Source organism: Streptomyces cavernae, assembly GCF_004023625.1.
Taxonomy (GTDB): domain Bacteria; phylum Actinomycetota; class Actinomycetes; order Streptomycetales; family Streptomycetaceae; genus Streptomyces; species Streptomyces cavernae.
Genome location: NZ_RPDJ01000014.1, coordinates 169177 through 184708 on the forward strand (window position 1 = coordinate 169177; position 15532 = coordinate 184708).

The following is a 15532-nucleotide window of genomic DNA, read 5'->3' on the forward strand; positions in this document are numbered from 1 at the left end:
GGTTCGCATCCCTTCCGGACTCATCCGCCGGCGACCATCGGGAAGACCGAGACGTCGTCCCGCGGGGTGAGCGGTGTCGCGAGGCCTCCGGTGAGCCGGACGTTGCGTCCGTTGACCAGGAGGATCAGTTCGGGGCCGAGGTGTCCGTCCGCCAGCACCGCGCGCCGGAACCTGTCGCCGTATCGCGTGGCGAGCAGCTCCAGCAGTCCGGCGACGTCGGGAGGCGGTTCGTCGAGGTCGAACGACCGCTCTCCGGCGAGTTCGCGGAAGGTCGCGAAATATTTGATGTGCACCGGTCAACCTCGATTCGGCGCGAGCCCCACGGGAGCGGCGGTCACCGGCAGACAGCCGGTGGCCGTCCCCCTCGGATCGGCCTTGCTGCGGGCCTGCTTCGCTACAGAGCCAGTTCCTCGAGCTTTGCCTGCGTCGGCACGCCGTCGGCGTCCCAGCCCCGCAGGCTGTAGTACTCCGGGAGCATCTCGTCGAGCCGGTTGACCTCTCCGCGTGACGCGCCCGTCTTGATCGGTTCCTCCAGCAGCCGCTTGGGCAGCGTGTCGTCCGCGGCCGAGTAGCCCACCTTGAGGTTCCACAGCCGCTCGTTGTTCCAGATGCGCTCGCCGGCCCTGAGGAACTCCTCCAGGGAGTACTCCTCACCGGTGAGCGCGCTGAGCATCTCGGCCAGTTCGGGGCCTCCGATGCCGAAGGTCGCGAACAGGCAGGACCCGGTGGCGTCGAGTGCGGCGGTCAGGTTCTGGAACGCGATGTCGAGCGCCGCCTTGCCCTCGGTGGCGTGCGGGTCCATGGGCGGGCCCTGGCCGAGCACCTCGTACGAGATGGTGTAGCCGCGGACGTGGCAGCCGCCGCGGTTGCCGGTCGCGTAGTTCAGGCCGATGCCCTGGACCCCTCGCGGGTCGTAGGCAGGCATCTCCTGCTTCTTGGTGGTCATGGACAGCTCGGGGTGACCGACGCTTTCGGCCAGCCGGTACGAGCCTTCGGCCAGTCGCTTGCCGAAGCCCTCACCCGTGCCGGTCTTGCGGACCGCTTCGACCATGGCCTGAGCGTTGCCGAACACCAGGTCAAGACCGTCGGTGTCCTCCTTCGTCAGATAACCGCGCTCGTACAGCTCCATGGCGCAGGCGATCGTGGCGCTCATCGAGATGGTGTCCAGGCCGTACTCGTTGCAGAGGTAGTTGGCCTTGACGATGGCATCGAGGTTGTCCACGCCGGAGTCGGCGCCGAAACCCCACGCGGTCTCGTACTCCGGGCCTTCACCCATGCCGGGATACAGCGGGTTGTCCGTCTTGGTGACCCGGCCGCAGCTGATCACGCAGGCGTAGCAACCCTTCGGCCGGACCAGCTGGTTGGCGGCCAGGGACTCCCCGCCGGTCTTGTCCGCGTTCGGGAAGTGGCCGTCCTGGAAGTTGCGGGTCGGCAGGGCGCCGACCTCGTTGAGGATGTTCACCAGCACGTTGGTGCCGTAGGCCTTCAGGCCCGCGCCACCGACCGGATTGGCCTTGATCTTGCCCGTGCAGCTGAGCACGGCGGACTTGAAGCGGTCCGGATCGGCGACGGTCACCGGACCGGTGCCGACCACGACGATCGCCTTGAGCTTCTTCGAGCCCATCACGGCGCCGACGCCAGTACGCCCCGCCGCCCGGTGCATCTCGTTCATCACCGACGCGATCAGGGACAGGTTCTCCCCGGCCGGGCCGATGCAGGCGACCTTGGCGTCCTCGTCGGTCTCCGCGCGCATCGCGTCCACGGCGTCGTGCACGTTCATGCCCCAGAAGGCGCTCGCGTCGCGGATGACGACCTCGTCGTCCCGGATCCAGAGGTAGACCGGCGTGCGGGACCGGCCCTCGACGATCACGGCGTCGTAGCCGGCGTACTTGAGTTCCGGACCGAAGGTGCCGCCGGAGTTGGAGGCGGCGATGGTGTTGTTCAGAGGGCTCTTCGTGATGACGTTGTAGCGGCCTCCGGACGGAGCGAACGTTCCGGTGAACGGCCCGGGAGCGAAGACCATCTTGTTCTCGGGGCCAAGGGGGTCGGCCTGGGGGTCGACCTCGTCGGCGATGATCCTGCCGCCCATCCCGCGCGCGCCGATGTAGTCGTGGGCCAGCTCACGGTCGGTGCGTTCACGCCGCACCGTGCCGTGGGTCAGGTCGACCCGGAGGATGGTGCCAGTCCAGCCGTACATCACTTCACCTCCTCGAAGACTGCCTTGAGCTTCTCGCCGACGACACGCTTGCGCGCCCGGGTCTGCTCGGCGTCGTCGACCCACTCCAGCGCGCCGTTGGGGCACATCGCCACGCACTGAGGGGCGCCGGCGCAGGTGTCGCACTTGGCGATGAGCCGGGTGGCCGAGTCGTAGTTGACGCTGCCGAAGGGGCAGGCGATGACGCACAGCTTGCAGCCGATGCAGGCGTCCTGGTTCAGCTCGACCAGGTCGGACCCGGGCGGGCCGTAATGCATCGCCCCGGTCGGGCAGACGCTCACGCACCCCGCGTCGTCGCACTGCTGGCACAGCAGGGGAACCGAGAAGCCCTCTCGCTCCCAGGTGAGGGTCTTGATCCGGGACGCTCCGGGCCGGAAGCTGCCTTCCTGCTGGAAGGAGCACGCGAGTTCACAGATACGGCATCCGGTGCACTTGTCCGGATAGATCATCAACATTTTTCCCATGTCGGTGCCTCCTTCGGCCATCGGCGACATCGCATCGCCCGCAGGTGTCCGACCGGATCGCCCATCGTCGATTCCGGATATGCCTGGCCTCGGCCTCTGTATGGATGATTGCACCGGCGCGCATGGTCGGAGGAGGGACCAATGGCCCTTTTTTCAAGCGATCGTTCGGCAATTACCCGCGTATTTGTGTTGCCTGACGTTGCATCCGGGAAAAGCGGTAAGGGTAGCCTTACGTTGCCGTGCGGAGAACGATTGATGTTGCCCTTTGTTTCGCCGGTGACCTGCTGTTCTGCGGTGGTCGGCGTGATGAATCATTGACCCTCCGGCGGAGCCGGGCTAGTTTCGAATTCCGGGCGGTCCGCGGTGCGTTCGGGGGTGCTTACAGTGAGGTCGGCGGAATTCATTCATCGGCTCCACCGGACGCCAGGGAGGTGGCCCGAATGACCGGTCTCGAAGAGGCCCGGGAGACGATCCTGAGTTCCGTCTCCCCCCTCGGTGCCGAGGTCGTGGCAGTGCCGGACGTCGTCGGACGTGTCCTCGCCTCCGATCAGTTCTCCCCCTGGGACCTGCCGATGTGGGACAACTCGGCGATGGACGGCTACGCGGTACGAGCCGCTGACTGCCAGGAACGGTCGGTCCTGCCGGTGCGGGGGTTCCTGCCCGCCGGCAAGCCCGCCGTCGACGCGCTGGAGCCGGGGCAGGCGGACCGGATCCTCACCGGCGCGCCCCTTCCCGCGGGCGCCGACGCCGTCGTCCCGTTCGAGCTCACCGAAGCCGTCCCGGACGGCGTCCGTCTGCTCGTTCGGCCCGCGGTCGGTGACCATGTGCGCAAGCGGGGCGGTGATCTGCGCGCGGGACAGGCGGTACTGACCGAGGGCCGGGTCCTGGGCCCCGCCGAGGTCGCCGTCCTGGCCGCGACCGGCCGGTCGACGGTCCCCGTGGTCCGGCGGCCGCGCGTGGCCGTCCTCTCCACCGGTGACGAACTCCTCGTGCCGGGTGAGCCCCTCCGGGACGGCAGGATCCACGACAGCAACGGACCCGCGCTGGCAGCGGCGGCTCTGCGGACGGGAGTCGTGCCCACGGTCCTGCCCATCGCGCGCGACCACCCCGACGATCTCCGCAGGAGCCTGGAGACGGGACTGCGGGCCGACGTCCTGGTGACCTCGGCCGGGGTCTCCGCCGGTGACCGCGACCTGGTGCGCGAGGTCCTCGGCGACCTGGGCGCGAAGGAAGCCTTCTGGCAGGTGGACATCCAGCCCGGGCGGCCGATGGCATTCGCCACCAATGACACCTGCCGTGTCTTCGCGCTGCCGGGCAACCCGGTGGCGGCGCTGCTGACCTTCGAGGTTTTCGTGCGGCCCGCGCTGCGCCGGATGCTGGGCCACCGCAGGCCCGTGGAGCCGCTGCTGAGGGCCCGGCTCGAGGAGGATGTCCGGCCTCGCGCGAACAGGGTCACGCTGCGTCGCGTCCGGCTCGAGCGAACGGCCGACGGACTGGTCGCCACGAGCGCGGGCCGGCAGGCCACGGGGTTCGTGACCACGCTGGCCCGGGCCGACGGCATCGCCTTCATCCCCAGGGGTGAGGACGTCCTCACCGCCGGCACCCGGGTGGACGTCCAACCCCTGCGCGCCGAGGCGGATTTCACGGGAGAGATGGCATGACCGCGGCCCCCGCGCCGCGTCCGGGCCGGGACCGCCTCATCGGGGCCACCGGCCGGCGCCCCTTGGCGCTGCTCGCCGGCACTGCTCTCCTGGCGGGAGTCAGAACCGTTCCTGGGGACTGAGCAGAAGTGAGCCCGATCAGCCGCACGCCCCGAACGGTCTTGAGCTCCCCCACTGCCCTAAGAGCGTGGGAGGTGCCCCCAGGTCCCCGGCGTACTCGACCCCGGGGCGGCGACACGCATCCTGTGCTTGGTCCGATCCCGGGAGGCCGGTTCCCTGAGGCGACATGGCCAGTGGGTACGGCCATTGGCGGGCGGGGAGGCCCCGGACCATCTCTCCGGTGGAGCGGGGGCCCCGCACGCTGGCACCGTGCCCGGCGTCCCAGATCGCACGGCAACGCCAACCCGACCGGTCGGGGGCCTCGCAAGCCTGGCAGCCGACCATCACACGATCGAGTTCAAGCGGCCTTGTGCGCACTCCTCGGCGAACAGTTGCCAACCCCTGGCGGGAGTCAGAAGCCCTGGCGGGAGGTCACAGCACCTGAAGGGGAGGCCAGAACACACCGACGGCACATCGAAGAGCCGAAAGCCGTGGACATCAAAGAGCCGAACGCCAGGGCGGGTTCGTGCGGAAGCGGTCGGGCGTGACCCGACGGCTGCCCCGTGTGGTGCCCGCATGGGGCCGAACGGGCCCTGTACCGCCGACATCCTGTGCCGTATAGATCGAGGTGTCCAATTTCGGCCATGTGTCGTTGTGTTCTGAAGGACGGTCCCCGTGGCGCAGCGCGAGACACACCCGCCCCGCCCGGGCGGCGAGCCCAGAGCCTCCGCCGACCCGCCGGTGGCGGACGTGGCCGGTGCCCCGGGTGGCGTTCCGGCCGGCGGTCGCCGCTCACCCGTCCTTCGCCCCGTGGTCGCGCAGTCGTGGCAACGCTGCGAGGCGGCGCGGATCAGCCGGGACGGAAAGCACCTGCCACGCGTCCAGCGGCAGGCGGACGAACTAGCCGGATACCGAGAGGGCCATCCCCTGGCGTCGATACTGCCCACCTGCCGCGATCTGCTCGGTGACGTCGTCCGGGAACTCGGGTGGGTCTTCGCTCTGGGCGACGAGCGGGGGGCTCTGCTGTGGGTGGAGGGGGACCCTCGGACCCGGAGCCGGATCGAGCGGATCCACTTCGTCGAGGGGGCCCTCTGGTCGGAGGACGCGGCCGGAACCAACGCGCCCGGGACTGCCCTCGCGGTCGGTGCCCCGGTTCGGATTCGTACCGAGGAGCATTTCAACGAGGCCGTCCGTCCCTGGTCCTGCGCGGCGTCACCGATCCGGGACCCGGACAGCGGCCAGGTCATCGGTGTCCTCGACATCACCGGCGGTGACGCGGCCGCCGGACCGCAGGCGCTGGCGCTGGTCCGGGCGACGACCCGGGCCGTCGAGGCGGACCTCGCCCGGCAGGTCGCCCTGCGTGACCTGCGGGCCCACGAGACCTACGGCGGGACCCGGCACGCGCCCGAGGGCGCGGCCGCACTGGTCAGCCCCGGCGGCCGGGTCCTGGTGGCGGGCTCGGAGCTCGGCCTCACCCGGATCGCCGGAGTGACGGCGACCGGCGACGGCCGCGGTCGGCTGCCGGACGGCCGCCGGCTGCTGATCGAACCCGTGGGCGTGAGCGGTTACGTGATCGTCCGCTTCGTGGACGGCTCTGACGAACCGGACCCCTTGTCACCGCTGCGGTTGAGCGTTCTGGGGCGCGACACGGCGATGGTGGAGGTCGACGGCCGCACGATCAGACTCGGTCCCCGCCACAGCGAGATCATGGTGCTGCTGGCCCGCGCCAGGGAGGGCATAACCGCACGGAGCCTCGCCGAGGACCTGTCCTGTAAGGAACTCAACCCGACGACCCTGCGGGTGGACATGAGCCGCCTTCGCGCCCTGGTCGGGGAGGAACTCCTGGCGTCCCGTCCCTATCTGCTGCGCCGCCGCGTGCGCACGGACGCCCAGGTCGTGGAAGGCCTGCTGGACGAGGGCCGGCTCCAGGAGGCCCTCGCGTTGTACGCCGGACCGTTGCTACCCCGCTCACACGCGCCCGGGATCGTACGGTTGCGTGCGGCACTGCACGAACGGCTGCGCTCGGCCCTGCTGGCCGGCTATGACGTGCACCTGCTGCAGAGATGGCTCGACACGCCTTGGGGAGCCGACGACACGCAGGCGTGGCAGACCCTGAGCGGGCTGTTCCCGGTGGGATCCCCACGGCGCGCCGAGGCCCTGGAACGGGCCGAGTCCCGTGCCACGCCCCGCGAGCCCGGATCACAACCCCAGACAGGCCCTGAGGCGGCGACGCCCTCGTCCTGAGCACGGTCGGGATCCGAGCGTGACGGAGGTATGAGCGCGACCGGAAGGAGGTCACCCTGCGGCGAGCGCCAGCTCCCTCAGCGCGGCGAGCGTCTCGTCGATCTCCGACGGCGTGGTCGTGGGCCCCGGAGCCAGCCGGACCGTGCCCTGCGGGTACGTCCCGATGCTGTGATGAGCCAGCGGGGCACAGTGCAGGCCCGCGCGTACGGCGATCTTGAAGGAGCTGTCCAACGCGGCACCGAGATCGACTGGCTCCCAGCCGTCCACCGTTACCGACACCACGGCGACCTGACGGGAGGCGTCACCGGTCCCCTGCACGTGAACGCCGGGGATGTCCCTCAGCCCGTCCAGAAGCCGGGCCGTCAGCGCTTCCTCGTGGGCGCGCACCTCGGCCGCGCCGCCGTTCCGCAGGAGACGCAGCGCGGCCCCCAGGCCAGCGATCCCGACGGTGTTGACCGTCCCCGCCTCCAAACGGTCCGGCATCTGACGCGGCTGGCGCAGTTCCTCCGACCGGCTGCCCGTTCCGCCCTGCCGCGTCGGCGTGAGCTCCAGGCCGGGCGCCACGTACAGGGCGCCGGTGCCGGTCGGCCCCAGCAGCCCTTTGTGCCCGGGCACGGCGAGCAGGTCGATCCCCCGCGCCGTGACGTCGACCGGGAGCACCCCGGCCGTCTGGGCGGCGTCCACGAGGATCAGCGCTCCATGCCGGTGGGCGAGTTCGGCCGCTTCGGCGATCGGCAGGACCGTTCCGCACACGTTGCTCGCGTGCGTCATGGCGACCAGCCGGGTGGGCATGGACCGCAACTCACATTCCAGATCGGCGAGGTCCAGGCTCCCGTCGCGAGCGCACGGGATCCGGTGGACCGCGACGCCGGACTCCGCGAGGGCGAACAGAGGCCGGGCGACGGCGTTGTGCTCCATGCTCGTGGTGACCACGCGGTCGCCCGGGCGCAGCAGCCCCCACAGGGCCAGGTTCAGCGCGTCCGTCGCGTTGAGGGTGAACGCCAACCGGGCCGGGTCCCCGGCGCCGAGGAACGAGGCCAGCGCGCGGCGGGTGTCCGAGACGACGCCCTGCGCGGCCAGGGCGAGCCCATGCCCGGAGCGCCCCGGGTTCCCGGCCTTGTCGGTGAGGAAGTCGGAGATCGCCGCTGCCACCTCGGGCGGCTTGGGGAACGACGTGGCGGCGTTGTCGAGGTAGATCACGTCAGACCCCCACATACCGGGCGTAGAGCGACCGGGCCACGCTCAGATCGCTCGTCCCTTTCACGATGGCCCGGCCGTCGGGGAACACGGTCAGCTCATGTGCTCCCAGGGCCAGGCGGAGCAGGAACCTCGTCGTCGTCAGGGCGCCCACCCCCTCCAGCCGGTTCGCCAGCTCCCTCAGATCCAGGGCGACTTCGTGCCCCGGGCTGACCTGGACGGCGTTGCGCCCGCACAACGCCGCGGTCCTGCTGGTCGCGCCGGCATCCAGGAACTCGTAGCGGTGCCGGCCGCAGCAGGGGCAGTCGGGTGCGGGATCGAGCCGGTCGCTGTCCAGCCGGTCGTTCTCCCAGACGTCGAAGTAGACCAGTTTCAGGTTGAGGTGCTCGCGATCCCCGACGAGGAGCTTGACCGCTTCCGTCCATTGGAACGCCGACACCATGACCACGGCCGAGGCCAGCACGCCCGCCGTCTCGCAGGTGTCCAGTGATCCCGCCGCTGCCGGGACGGGGAACATGCAGCGGAAACATGGCGTCCGGCTCGGCAGGACCACCATCGCCATGCCCCCGGACCCCACCGCTCCTCCGTAGATCCAGGGGATCCGGGCCTTCACGCAGGCGTCGTTGAGCAGATAGCGGGTCTCCAGATTGTCTGTGCCGTCCAGGACCACGTCCGCGCCGGCCACCAGCGCCTCGACGTTGTCAGGGGTCACGTCCGCCACGACCGGCTCCACGACGATCCCGGAGTTGATCCGGCCGATCGCTTCGGCGGCAGCTACCGCTTTGGGTGTGCCCGCCGCGGCGTCCGCCTCGTCGAACAGCAACTGGCGCTGCAGGTTGGAGACTTCGACGAAGTCACGGTCCACGACCGTGATGTGTCCGACTCCTGATCGAGCGAGGAGATCGGCCGAGACGCTCCCGAGCGCCCCGCAGCCGACGACCAGCACCCGGCCGGCGGTCAGCCGCTCCTGGCCCTGCTGACCGATTCCCCGGAACCTCGCCTGGCGGGAGTACCGGGCGCCGTCGTGGTCTTCGGGCGTGGTTGTCATGGGGCCTCCCAGTTCACCAGGGCCGAGCCGGTCTCCCGTGGGCGGATGCCGTCGTTCGTGGGCCAGGGAGGAAAATGTTTCCGGTTGGCGGCCATTGTGGTGCCGCGGCGAGGAATTCATCCGAGGCCAATGGTCCCGAGGGGTGAGGCCGACAGTCCTGCGGAGCGGCCACTCAGGCTTTTTGGGCGTTGCCCGATGTCGCACACCGGAAAGCCGATAAGGGTTACCTCACGTTGCACCGCCTCACATCACGCGGCAATTTCAGCGAGCGGATTCCTCAGCCACGCGTCGAAAAAAGGCCCAATGGGCTCGGCAGCGGGTCGAGAAAGGGCCTCATGGCCCTCCTGCGGCCTTGCGCCCGGGATGCAACCATCCATCCCAGGAGTCCGCCCGATTGAGTTCCCGGGCGATTGTGCACATCGGGGCGGGCCAAGATCCGCGCGCCGCGCGGTCTACGGAATTCGTTCGGCAGTGTGACTGGGAACAAGGAGGAACCTCTGATGTCCAAGCGTGCCAGTCCGATGCGCAGGGCTCTGTACTGGGCGGCCGCGGCCGTCACCGCCGTGGCCGTGACCGGGTGTGGAGGCACGGCGTCCTCCACCTCCCACAGCGCAGCCCGGGCGCCCGCGCAACGCGTGGTCATCCTCGCGACGACGACGTCCACACAGGACTCCGGTCTGCTCGACGTTGTCGTCCCGGCGTTCGAGAAGGCGTCCGGCTACCGGGTGAAGACCGTTGCCGTCGGAACGGGCCAGGCTCTCAAGATGGGCCGGCAGGGCAACGCGGACGTCCTGCTCGTGCACGCCCCCGCGTCCGAGGAGACGTTCATGGAGGACGGTTACGGCGTCGACCGCCGGATCGTGGCGCACAACTACTTCTACGTCGTCGGGCCCGCGTCGGATCCGGCCGGGATCAAGTCCGCCGGCACGGCCGCCGCCGCGTTCAGGAAGATCGCCGCTTCCCGGTCCACCTTCGTCTCCCGTGGCGACGGGTCGGGCACGGAAACCAAGGAGCTGGCCATCTGGAGCAAGGCTGGCACCAGCCCGAAGGGCCGGTCCTGGTACCTGCAGAGCGGTCAGGGCATGGGAGCCACGTTGCAGATCGCGTCGGAGAAGGGGGGCTACACCCTGACGGACAACGCGACCTTCCTCACCTCGGCGTCGAAGCTCGAGCTGACCTCGCTGGTCGAGAAGGACCCCTTCCTGCTCAACCCGTACCACGTCATCTCGGTGAACTCCGCGAAATGGCCGAAGGTGAACAAGGCCGGTGCCAAGGCGTTCGCGGACTACATCACCCAGTCGAAGGGGCAGTCGCTGATCGCCGGCTTCGGCGGCGACGAGTACGACCAGCCGCTCTTCGTCGCCGATGCCGGCAAGAGCGAGACCGAGCTGAAGTAGACCCGACGAGCCCGGATCCGGCGAACGTGACCGTACGTCCGCGGTTCCGGCGAACGGCAGGAGAGCGCGATGGACGACCTGGTGCAGATCACTCTGCTCTCGCTCGGTGTGTCCGGCCTGGCCACGGCGATCAGCCTCCTCATCGGGCTGCCGCTGGGAACATGGCTCGCGCTCTCCACCTTCCGCAGCCGCGGCCTGGTGCTCAGCGTGGTCAACACCGGCATGGCGCTGCCACCGGTGGTGGCCGGACTGGCCGTCGCCTTCCTGCTGTGGCGCAGTGGACCCCTCGGAGATCTCGGCCTCATCTACACACCGTCGGCCATCGTCCTCGCCGAGGTGGTGATCGCCACCCCGGTGATCCTCGGCCTGGCCGCCGCGGGAATAGGCCAACTTGATCCCCGGCTCCAGCTCCAGTTGCAGGGACTCGGAGCGTCCCGGTGGCAGACGATCTGGTGGCTCTGGCGGGAGGCGCGGCTGTCCCTGCTCGCCGCCCTCATGGCGGGGTTCGGAAGCGTCATCTCCGAAGTGGGCGCGGCCATGATGGTCGGAGGCAACATCAGCGGGCAGACCAGGGTCCTGACGACCGCCATCGTCCTCGACGTGGGGCGTGGCGAGTTCGGCTCCGCCGTCGCGCTCGCCGGGATCCTGCTGGCCCTGGCCTTCCTCATCAACGGGGTCCTCACCTGGGCCCAACTGCGAAAGCGACAGCACTGACATGAGCGTGAGACTCTTCAGCCGGCGGACCGCTTTCCCGGTGGACAGCGGCGAGCGGACTTCTGCCCTGCTGCAGGTGCGCGGGCTGGTGGTGGAGCGAGGCGGGCGGCGCGTCCTGGACATCGGACAGTTCTCGGTGAGGCGTGCCGAGACGGTCGCCGTCGTCGGACCGAACGGCGCCGGGAAGAGCACACTGCTGCTCGCCATGGCCTTCCTTCTCCGGCCGACCCGGGGAGAACTGGCCTTCGACGGAACCCCGGTCACGCCGCGGCGGTCACTGGCCCTGCGGCGCAGGATCGGTCTCGTCCTGGCGGATCCCCTGCTGCTGGACACCACGGTCCGCAAGAACGTCGCTTCCGGCTTGCGGTTCCGAGGTGTTCGTGGCAGACAGGCGGGCCTGCGGGTCGACGAGTGGCTGGACAGGCTGGGGATCCTCGCCCTGAGGGACCGTCACGCCCGCGAACTGTCCAGTGGTGAGGCCCAGCGAGTGAGCCTCGCCAGAGCGTTGGTCCTGGATCCTGAAGTGCTGCTGCTGGACGAGCCGTTCGCGTCCGTCGACGTCGCGGCGCGCGCGCAACTCGTGGACGACACGGAACGGCTGTTGCGCGAGACGGAGCGGGCCTGCCTCCTGGTGACTCACGACCTCGACGAGGCAGGACGGCTCGGATCCAGGATGGCCGTTGTCGTGAACGGTCGACTGCGCCAAGAGGGTGCGCCCCAGGAGGTTTTGGCCAAACCGGTCGACCCGGAGGTGGCTGCCTTCGTCGGCGTCGAGACCAGGCTGCCCGGTCGGCTGCTGTCGGTCCGGGACGGGCTGGGGACCGTCATGGTCCAGGAGCATCGGGTCGAAGCGGTCACCTCGCTGTCGCCCGACCGGAATGTCCTGTGCTGCTTGCGGCCGGAAGACGTGACGCTCCGGCCCCTGGGTCGGCTGAGCCCGCCGTCCCCGCTCACCAGCGCCCGCAACCGGCTCGAGGGAAGGATCGTGAACGTGGCGTCCAAGGGGCCCCTCGTTCATGTCACCGTGGACTGCGGAGCCCTGCTCGTGGCCGCCGTCACGAAGACGTCCACGCTCGAAATGGGCCTGCGGCCGGGAGACAGGGTCGAGGCGTCCTTCAAGGCCACCGCCCTGCACCTGATAGGTCTGCCGGGCTGAGGAACTCCGGGCAAGCACACTGAGGCGTCGCGCCACCCGGCAACCCTGTCGTGCGGTGGCGTGTCGTGCGGTGGGTCCCTGTCGTCGGGTGGGTCACCTTTGTCGTGCGGTGGGTGCCCGTCGTCGGGTGGTGTCGGAGTACGCGCCTTTCTCCCCAGCCAGGTACACGCGAACGTGGCCAACTGCGTGGTCGCCACAGGGCCGGGGCCGGCCGATAGCCAGCCAGCCTCGTGACAGGGCGGACTGTCCAGGGTGGGGCAACGCCCCATCGCGCAGCGACGCCCGAAGGGCGCCCTTTTACCGGCCGTCCTGTCACGCACCCTCAGAGGTCGGGCTGGTCCCGGCTCTCCAGCCTGCACCTGACCCTCTTCGGGTGGGGACGTATGTCTGTACTTCTCTGTCCGCGTTCAGGTGTACGCCGACAGGTCGGTCACTGCCGGTCGGAGGGTGCCGGCGTCGGGTGGGTCCCCGTCGTCCGTGGCATCTCGGTCGGTGGGTTCCCGTCGTTCGGCGGGGGCCGTCGTCCGGCAGCCCCCGTTGTCCGGCAGCCCCCTTGTCCGGCGGCCCACGTCCGATGGGCATGCGAGCCATGCTGCCCGGTCCCGCTCAGCCTCCGATCGCGCTCATCGGGCGGTCGGGTCGGCGGAACTCGCCGTCGTCGATGCCATGGCCGCGTTGCTTGGCCCACATGGTCCCGCGCCACACACCCGCGATCTCACGGTCGGACGCGCCGCCGCGCAGCAGGGCACGCAAGTCGGTCTCGGCGCGGGCGAACAGACACGTGCGCAGCTGCCCGTCGGCGGTGAGCCGGGTGCGGTCGCAGCCCCGGCAGAAGGGGCGTGAGACAGAGGCGACGATTCCCACGGCCGGGACGATCCCGGCCGGCGAGCGGACATCCGAGACGATCCACGTCTCCGCGGGGGCTGCACCCCGCACGGCGGCATGAACCGGGGTCAGAGTGAGTTCGGACCGCAGCAGGCTCAGGATCTCGGCAGCCGAGACCATCTCGTCCCGGTCCCAGACGTCTGCGGGCCCCAGGGGCATCTGCTCGATGAACCTGGGCTGGTAGCCCCTTTCCAGCGCCCACCGGACCAGGGAGACCGCCTCGTCCTCGTTGACCCCTCGGAGGAGAACAGAGTTGATCTTGACGGGGGTCAGACCCGCTTCGGCTGCCGCCCGCAGACCTGCGAGCACCTCGGGCAGACGGTCCCGACGGGTCAGCCGGGTGTACCGGGCGCGATCGAGCGTGTCGAGGGAGACATTCACCCGCCGCAGTCCCGCTTCGCGCAGGGCTGTGGCGCGCCGTTCCAGCAGGACGCCGTTGGTGGTCAGGGCGGTTTCGGGAGTGTCGCCGTCGGGGGTCCGCAGCGACGTCGTGGCAGCCACGATGCGCTCAAGTCCCCGGCGCAGCAATGGTTCCCCGCCGGTGAACCGGACCTGCCGCACGCCCAGGTCACGCACGGCAACGGTGATCAAGCGGATGATCTCGTCGTCCGTCAGCAGCTCCCCGGCCGGACACCACGGGGTGCCTTCGGCCGGCATGCAGTACGAACAGCGCAGGTTGCAGCGGTCAGTCAGACTGATCCGCAGATTCGTGGCGATCCGCCCGAACCTGTCCACCAGCGCGGACCCCGGCAAGGCGGCCGGGGCCCGGAGCGGACCGCCGGGCGGCCGGGAGACGTCTGCGAAGTCGGGGATCTGGGACATGGGCCGAGGCTACGAACCTCCACCGGACCACGACCAGGGGCCGACGTTCCCGTCGCATTGCCGGAAATGCCCCTACCACAGGGGCCATTCAGCCCTTCCGCGAGCGTCTCGGCAGGTCGCTGAATGAGGCAGTGGCCCCCGACACCCTCAAAGCCGTCACCAGCAGCCGTCACCGGGAGCCGTCACCAGCAGCCGTCACCGGGAGCCGTGACCAGGAGCCGTGACCAGGAGCCGTGACCAAGAGCCGCTCACCAAGGCCCGTCACCAAGAGCAGTCGTTGAGGGGGACTGCGCCCTCGCACAGCGATCCGGGAGAGGTGGAACCGTCGTGCACGAGCTGTCCCTGTGTGACGCGATCGCTCGAGCCGTGATCCACCATGCCGGTGGGCACAGGGTCCGGTCGGTCCGGCTCCGGGTCGGAGCGTTGCGGCAGGTGGTTCCCGACGCTCTCGTCTTCTGCTGGTCCCTCGCCGCCCGTGATCCCCTCCTCCAGGGGTCGGTGCTCGACGTCGAGGTGGTGCCTGCCGAGGTCGAGTGCGTCGAGTGCGGAACCAGACACACCCTCAGCAGATTCGTTCTGAGGTGCCCGGGCTGCCAGGGCTCGGTGTCGGTGGTGTCGGGTGAGGAACTCCTCGTCGTTTCCATCGACGTCCTGGACGAGGACCTGGACGAGGATCCGGCGGAACCGGGCAGCGGGCGACCGTCGAACTCGGCTACGAAGGAGTGAGAAGTCATGAGCCGTTTCCACCGCCACGAGGACGGCACCGGCCACGGGCACGCCGACCTCGGCGAAGGCCGTACGTCACGGCACTCCCACGGCGGCGCACCGCCTGCCGCCGAGGGATCCTGCGGACGAGGGCTGTCCGTGAGCGCGGCCGTACCGGACCACTCGGGATATGGCACCGGGGCCGGACGTGTGGAAGTCCTGGAGGCGATCTTCGACGAGAACGACCGGCTCGCCGCCGCAAACCGTGCCGATTTCGACGCGGCGCACGTCCGGGTCGTCAACCTCATGTCCTCTCCCGGCGCCGGCAAGACGATGCTGCTGCGTCGGACGTTGCAGCGCCTTGCGGGCAAGGTCCGTGTCGGCATCGTCGAGGGGGACATCGAGACGAGCCTGGACGCCGACCGGTTGCAGGGCTTCGGCGCGGCGATCGCACTCGTCAACACAGGCCAGGGTTTCGGCGGCGAGTGCCACCTCGACGCGCCCATGGTTCGTTCCGCACTGCCTCGGCTGCCGCTGCAAGACCTCGATCTGGTCGTGGTCGAGAACGTCGGGAACCTTGTCTGTCCCGCGGAGTTCGGCATCGGCGAACACGCCCGGGCGATGGTCTACTCCGTGACGGAAGGAGAGGACAAGCCCCTCAAGTATCCGGTGATGTTCCGGTCCGTGAACCTCGTGGTGATCAACAAGATCGACCTGCTCCCGCACCTCGATTTCGACCTCGGTCTCTTTCTGAAGAACCTCGGAGAGGTCAACCCCGGAGTCGCGACGATCACGGTGAGCGCCAGGACGGGGGAGGGTGTCGACGCCTGGTGCGCCTGGCTCTCGGATGTGGCGCCCTTCCCCGCCGGGCCCTGAGCCCGCCACGCCGCGAGGCCCGGAAGCGCGGACCGGTCGGCAGAGGTCG

The 15532-nt window shown here is 69.7% G+C and carries 13 protein-coding genes; 7 read left to right on the plus strand and 6 right to left on the minus strand.

Translation table 11 applies throughout. From position 1 onward, the window contains the following. Positions 1–20: 20 nt before the first annotated feature. The 3 genes from EF387_RS24290 to EF387_RS24300 form a co-directional block, all read right to left on the minus strand. The gene (locus tag EF387_RS24290) at positions 21–293 is read right to left on the minus strand and encodes a MoaD family protein (protein WP_128378725.1); all 273 of its coding nucleotides are present in this window, start codon (positions 291–293) and stop codon (positions 21–23) included. Positions 294–394: 101 nt separating this feature from the next. Continuing rightward, entirely contained in the window at positions 395–2197 is a 1803-nt protein-coding gene (locus EF387_RS24295) for an aldehyde ferredoxin oxidoreductase family protein (protein ID WP_128378726.1), read from the minus strand. Beyond that, positions 2197–2679 carry a 4Fe-4S dicluster domain-containing protein gene (locus EF387_RS24300; protein WP_128378727.1) on the minus strand — a complete coding sequence of 161 codons (483 nt, stop codon included), beginning with the start codon at positions 2677–2679 and terminating at the stop codon, positions 2197–2199. The genes EF387_RS24295 and EF387_RS24300 overlap by 1 nt, the downstream gene beginning before the upstream one ends. A gap of 440 nt (positions 2680–3119) precedes the next feature. Here EF387_RS24300 and EF387_RS24305 point away from each other — a divergent pair, with 440 nt between their 5' ends. Both EF387_RS24305 and EF387_RS24310 read left to right on the plus strand, forming a co-directional pair. Next, positions 3120–4340, plus strand: coding sequence for a molybdopterin molybdotransferase MoeA (locus EF387_RS24305; protein WP_128378728.1), 1221 nt, complete (start codon positions 3120–3122; stop codon positions 4338–4340). A 774-nt stretch (positions 4341–5114) separates the two neighbouring features. After that, entirely contained in the window at positions 5115–6683 is a 1569-nt protein-coding gene (locus EF387_RS24310) for a GAF domain-containing protein (protein WP_128378729.1), read from the plus strand. A 51-nt stretch (positions 6684–6734) separates the two neighbouring features. Here the strand turns inward: EF387_RS24310 and EF387_RS24315 are convergent, their stop codons facing one another. Together EF387_RS24315 and EF387_RS24320 are read right to left on the minus strand one after the other, a co-directional pair. Continuing rightward, positions 6735–7883: an aminotransferase class V-fold PLP-dependent enzyme gene (locus EF387_RS24315; protein WP_128378730.1), complete on the minus strand. Its 1149-nt coding sequence runs from the start codon at positions 7881–7883 to the stop codon at positions 6735–6737. Between the two features lies 1 nt (position 7884). Further along, a complete protein-coding gene (locus EF387_RS24320) occupies positions 7885–8928 on the minus strand; it encodes a ThiF family adenylyltransferase (RefSeq protein WP_128378731.1) in 1044 nt (347 codons plus the stop codon). Positions 8929–9428: 500 nt separating this feature from the next. On the opposite strand from EF387_RS24320, the gene EF387_RS24325 reads away from it, so the two are divergent. The 3 genes from EF387_RS24325 to EF387_RS24335 all read left to right on the plus strand — a co-directional run bounded on the left by EF387_RS24325 (position 9429) and on the right by EF387_RS24335 (position 12195). Further along, positions 9429–10325, plus strand: a complete 897-nt coding sequence (locus EF387_RS24325; RefSeq protein ID WP_128378732.1) for an ABC transporter substrate-binding protein — start codon at positions 9429–9431, stop codon at positions 10323–10325. Between the two features lie 69 nt (positions 10326–10394). After that, complete coding sequence (locus EF387_RS24330; RefSeq protein WP_128378733.1) at positions 10395–11039, plus strand: ABC transporter permease; 645 nt, start codon at positions 10395–10397, stop codon at positions 11037–11039. A 1-nt stretch (position 11040) separates the two neighbouring features. Then, positions 11041–12195: an ABC transporter ATP-binding protein gene (locus EF387_RS24335; protein WP_128378734.1), complete on the plus strand. Its 1155-nt coding sequence runs from the start codon at positions 11041–11043 to the stop codon at positions 12193–12195. A gap of 606 nt (positions 12196–12801) precedes the next feature. Here the strand turns inward: EF387_RS24335 and moaA are convergent. After that, the gene (moaA, locus tag EF387_RS24340) at positions 12802–13902 is read right to left on the minus strand and encodes a GTP 3',8-cyclase MoaA (RefSeq protein ID WP_128378735.1); all 1101 of its coding nucleotides are present in this window, start codon (positions 13900–13902) and stop codon (positions 12802–12804) included. 327 nt (positions 13903–14229) lie between these two features. Here moaA and EF387_RS24345 point away from each other — a divergent pair, with 327 nt between their 5' ends. Both EF387_RS24345 and hypB read left to right on the plus strand, forming a co-directional pair. Continuing rightward, entirely contained in the window at positions 14230–14628 is a 399-nt protein-coding gene (locus EF387_RS24345) for a hydrogenase maturation nickel metallochaperone HypA/HybF (RefSeq protein WP_128378736.1), read from the plus strand. Between the two features lie 6 nt (positions 14629–14634). After that, positions 14635–15483, plus strand: coding sequence for a hydrogenase nickel incorporation protein HypB (gene hypB, locus EF387_RS24350; RefSeq protein ID WP_128378737.1), 849 nt, complete (start codon positions 14635–14637; stop codon positions 15481–15483). Positions 15484–15532 lie beyond the last annotated feature (49 nt).

Excerpts from the sequence above, each read along its gene's own strand:
- EF387_RS24295 (WP_128378726.1), bottom strand. The coding sequence starts at position 2,197 with ATGTACGGCTGGACTGGCACCATCCTCCGGGTCGACCTGACCCACGGC.
- EF387_RS24300 (WP_128378727.1), bottom strand. The coding sequence starts at position 2,679 with ATGGGAAAAATGTTGATGATCTATCCGGACAAGTGCACCGGATGCCGT.
- EF387_RS24305 (WP_128378728.1), top strand. The coding sequence starts at position 3,120 with ATGACCGGTCTCGAAGAGGCCCGGGAGACGATCCTGAGTTCCGTCTCC.
- EF387_RS24320 (WP_128378731.1), bottom strand. The coding sequence starts at position 8,928 with ATGACAACCACGCCCGAAGACCACGACGGCGCCCGGTACTCCCGCCAG.
- EF387_RS24325 (WP_128378732.1), top strand. The coding sequence starts at position 9,429 with ATGTCCAAGCGTGCCAGTCCGATGCGCAGGGCTCTGTACTGGGCGGCC.
- EF387_RS24330 (WP_128378733.1), top strand. The coding sequence starts at position 10,395 with ATGGACGACCTGGTGCAGATCACTCTGCTCTCGCTCGGTGTGTCCGGC.
- EF387_RS24335 (WP_128378734.1), top strand. The coding sequence starts at position 11,041 with ATGAGCGTGAGACTCTTCAGCCGGCGGACCGCTTTCCCGGTGGACAGC.
- moaA (WP_128378735.1), bottom strand. The coding sequence starts at position 13,902 with ATGTCCCAGATCCCCGACTTCGCAGACGTCTCCCGGCCGCCCGGCGGT.
- hypB (WP_128378737.1), top strand. The coding sequence starts at position 14,635 with ATGAGCCGTTTCCACCGCCACGAGGACGGCACCGGCCACGGGCACGCC.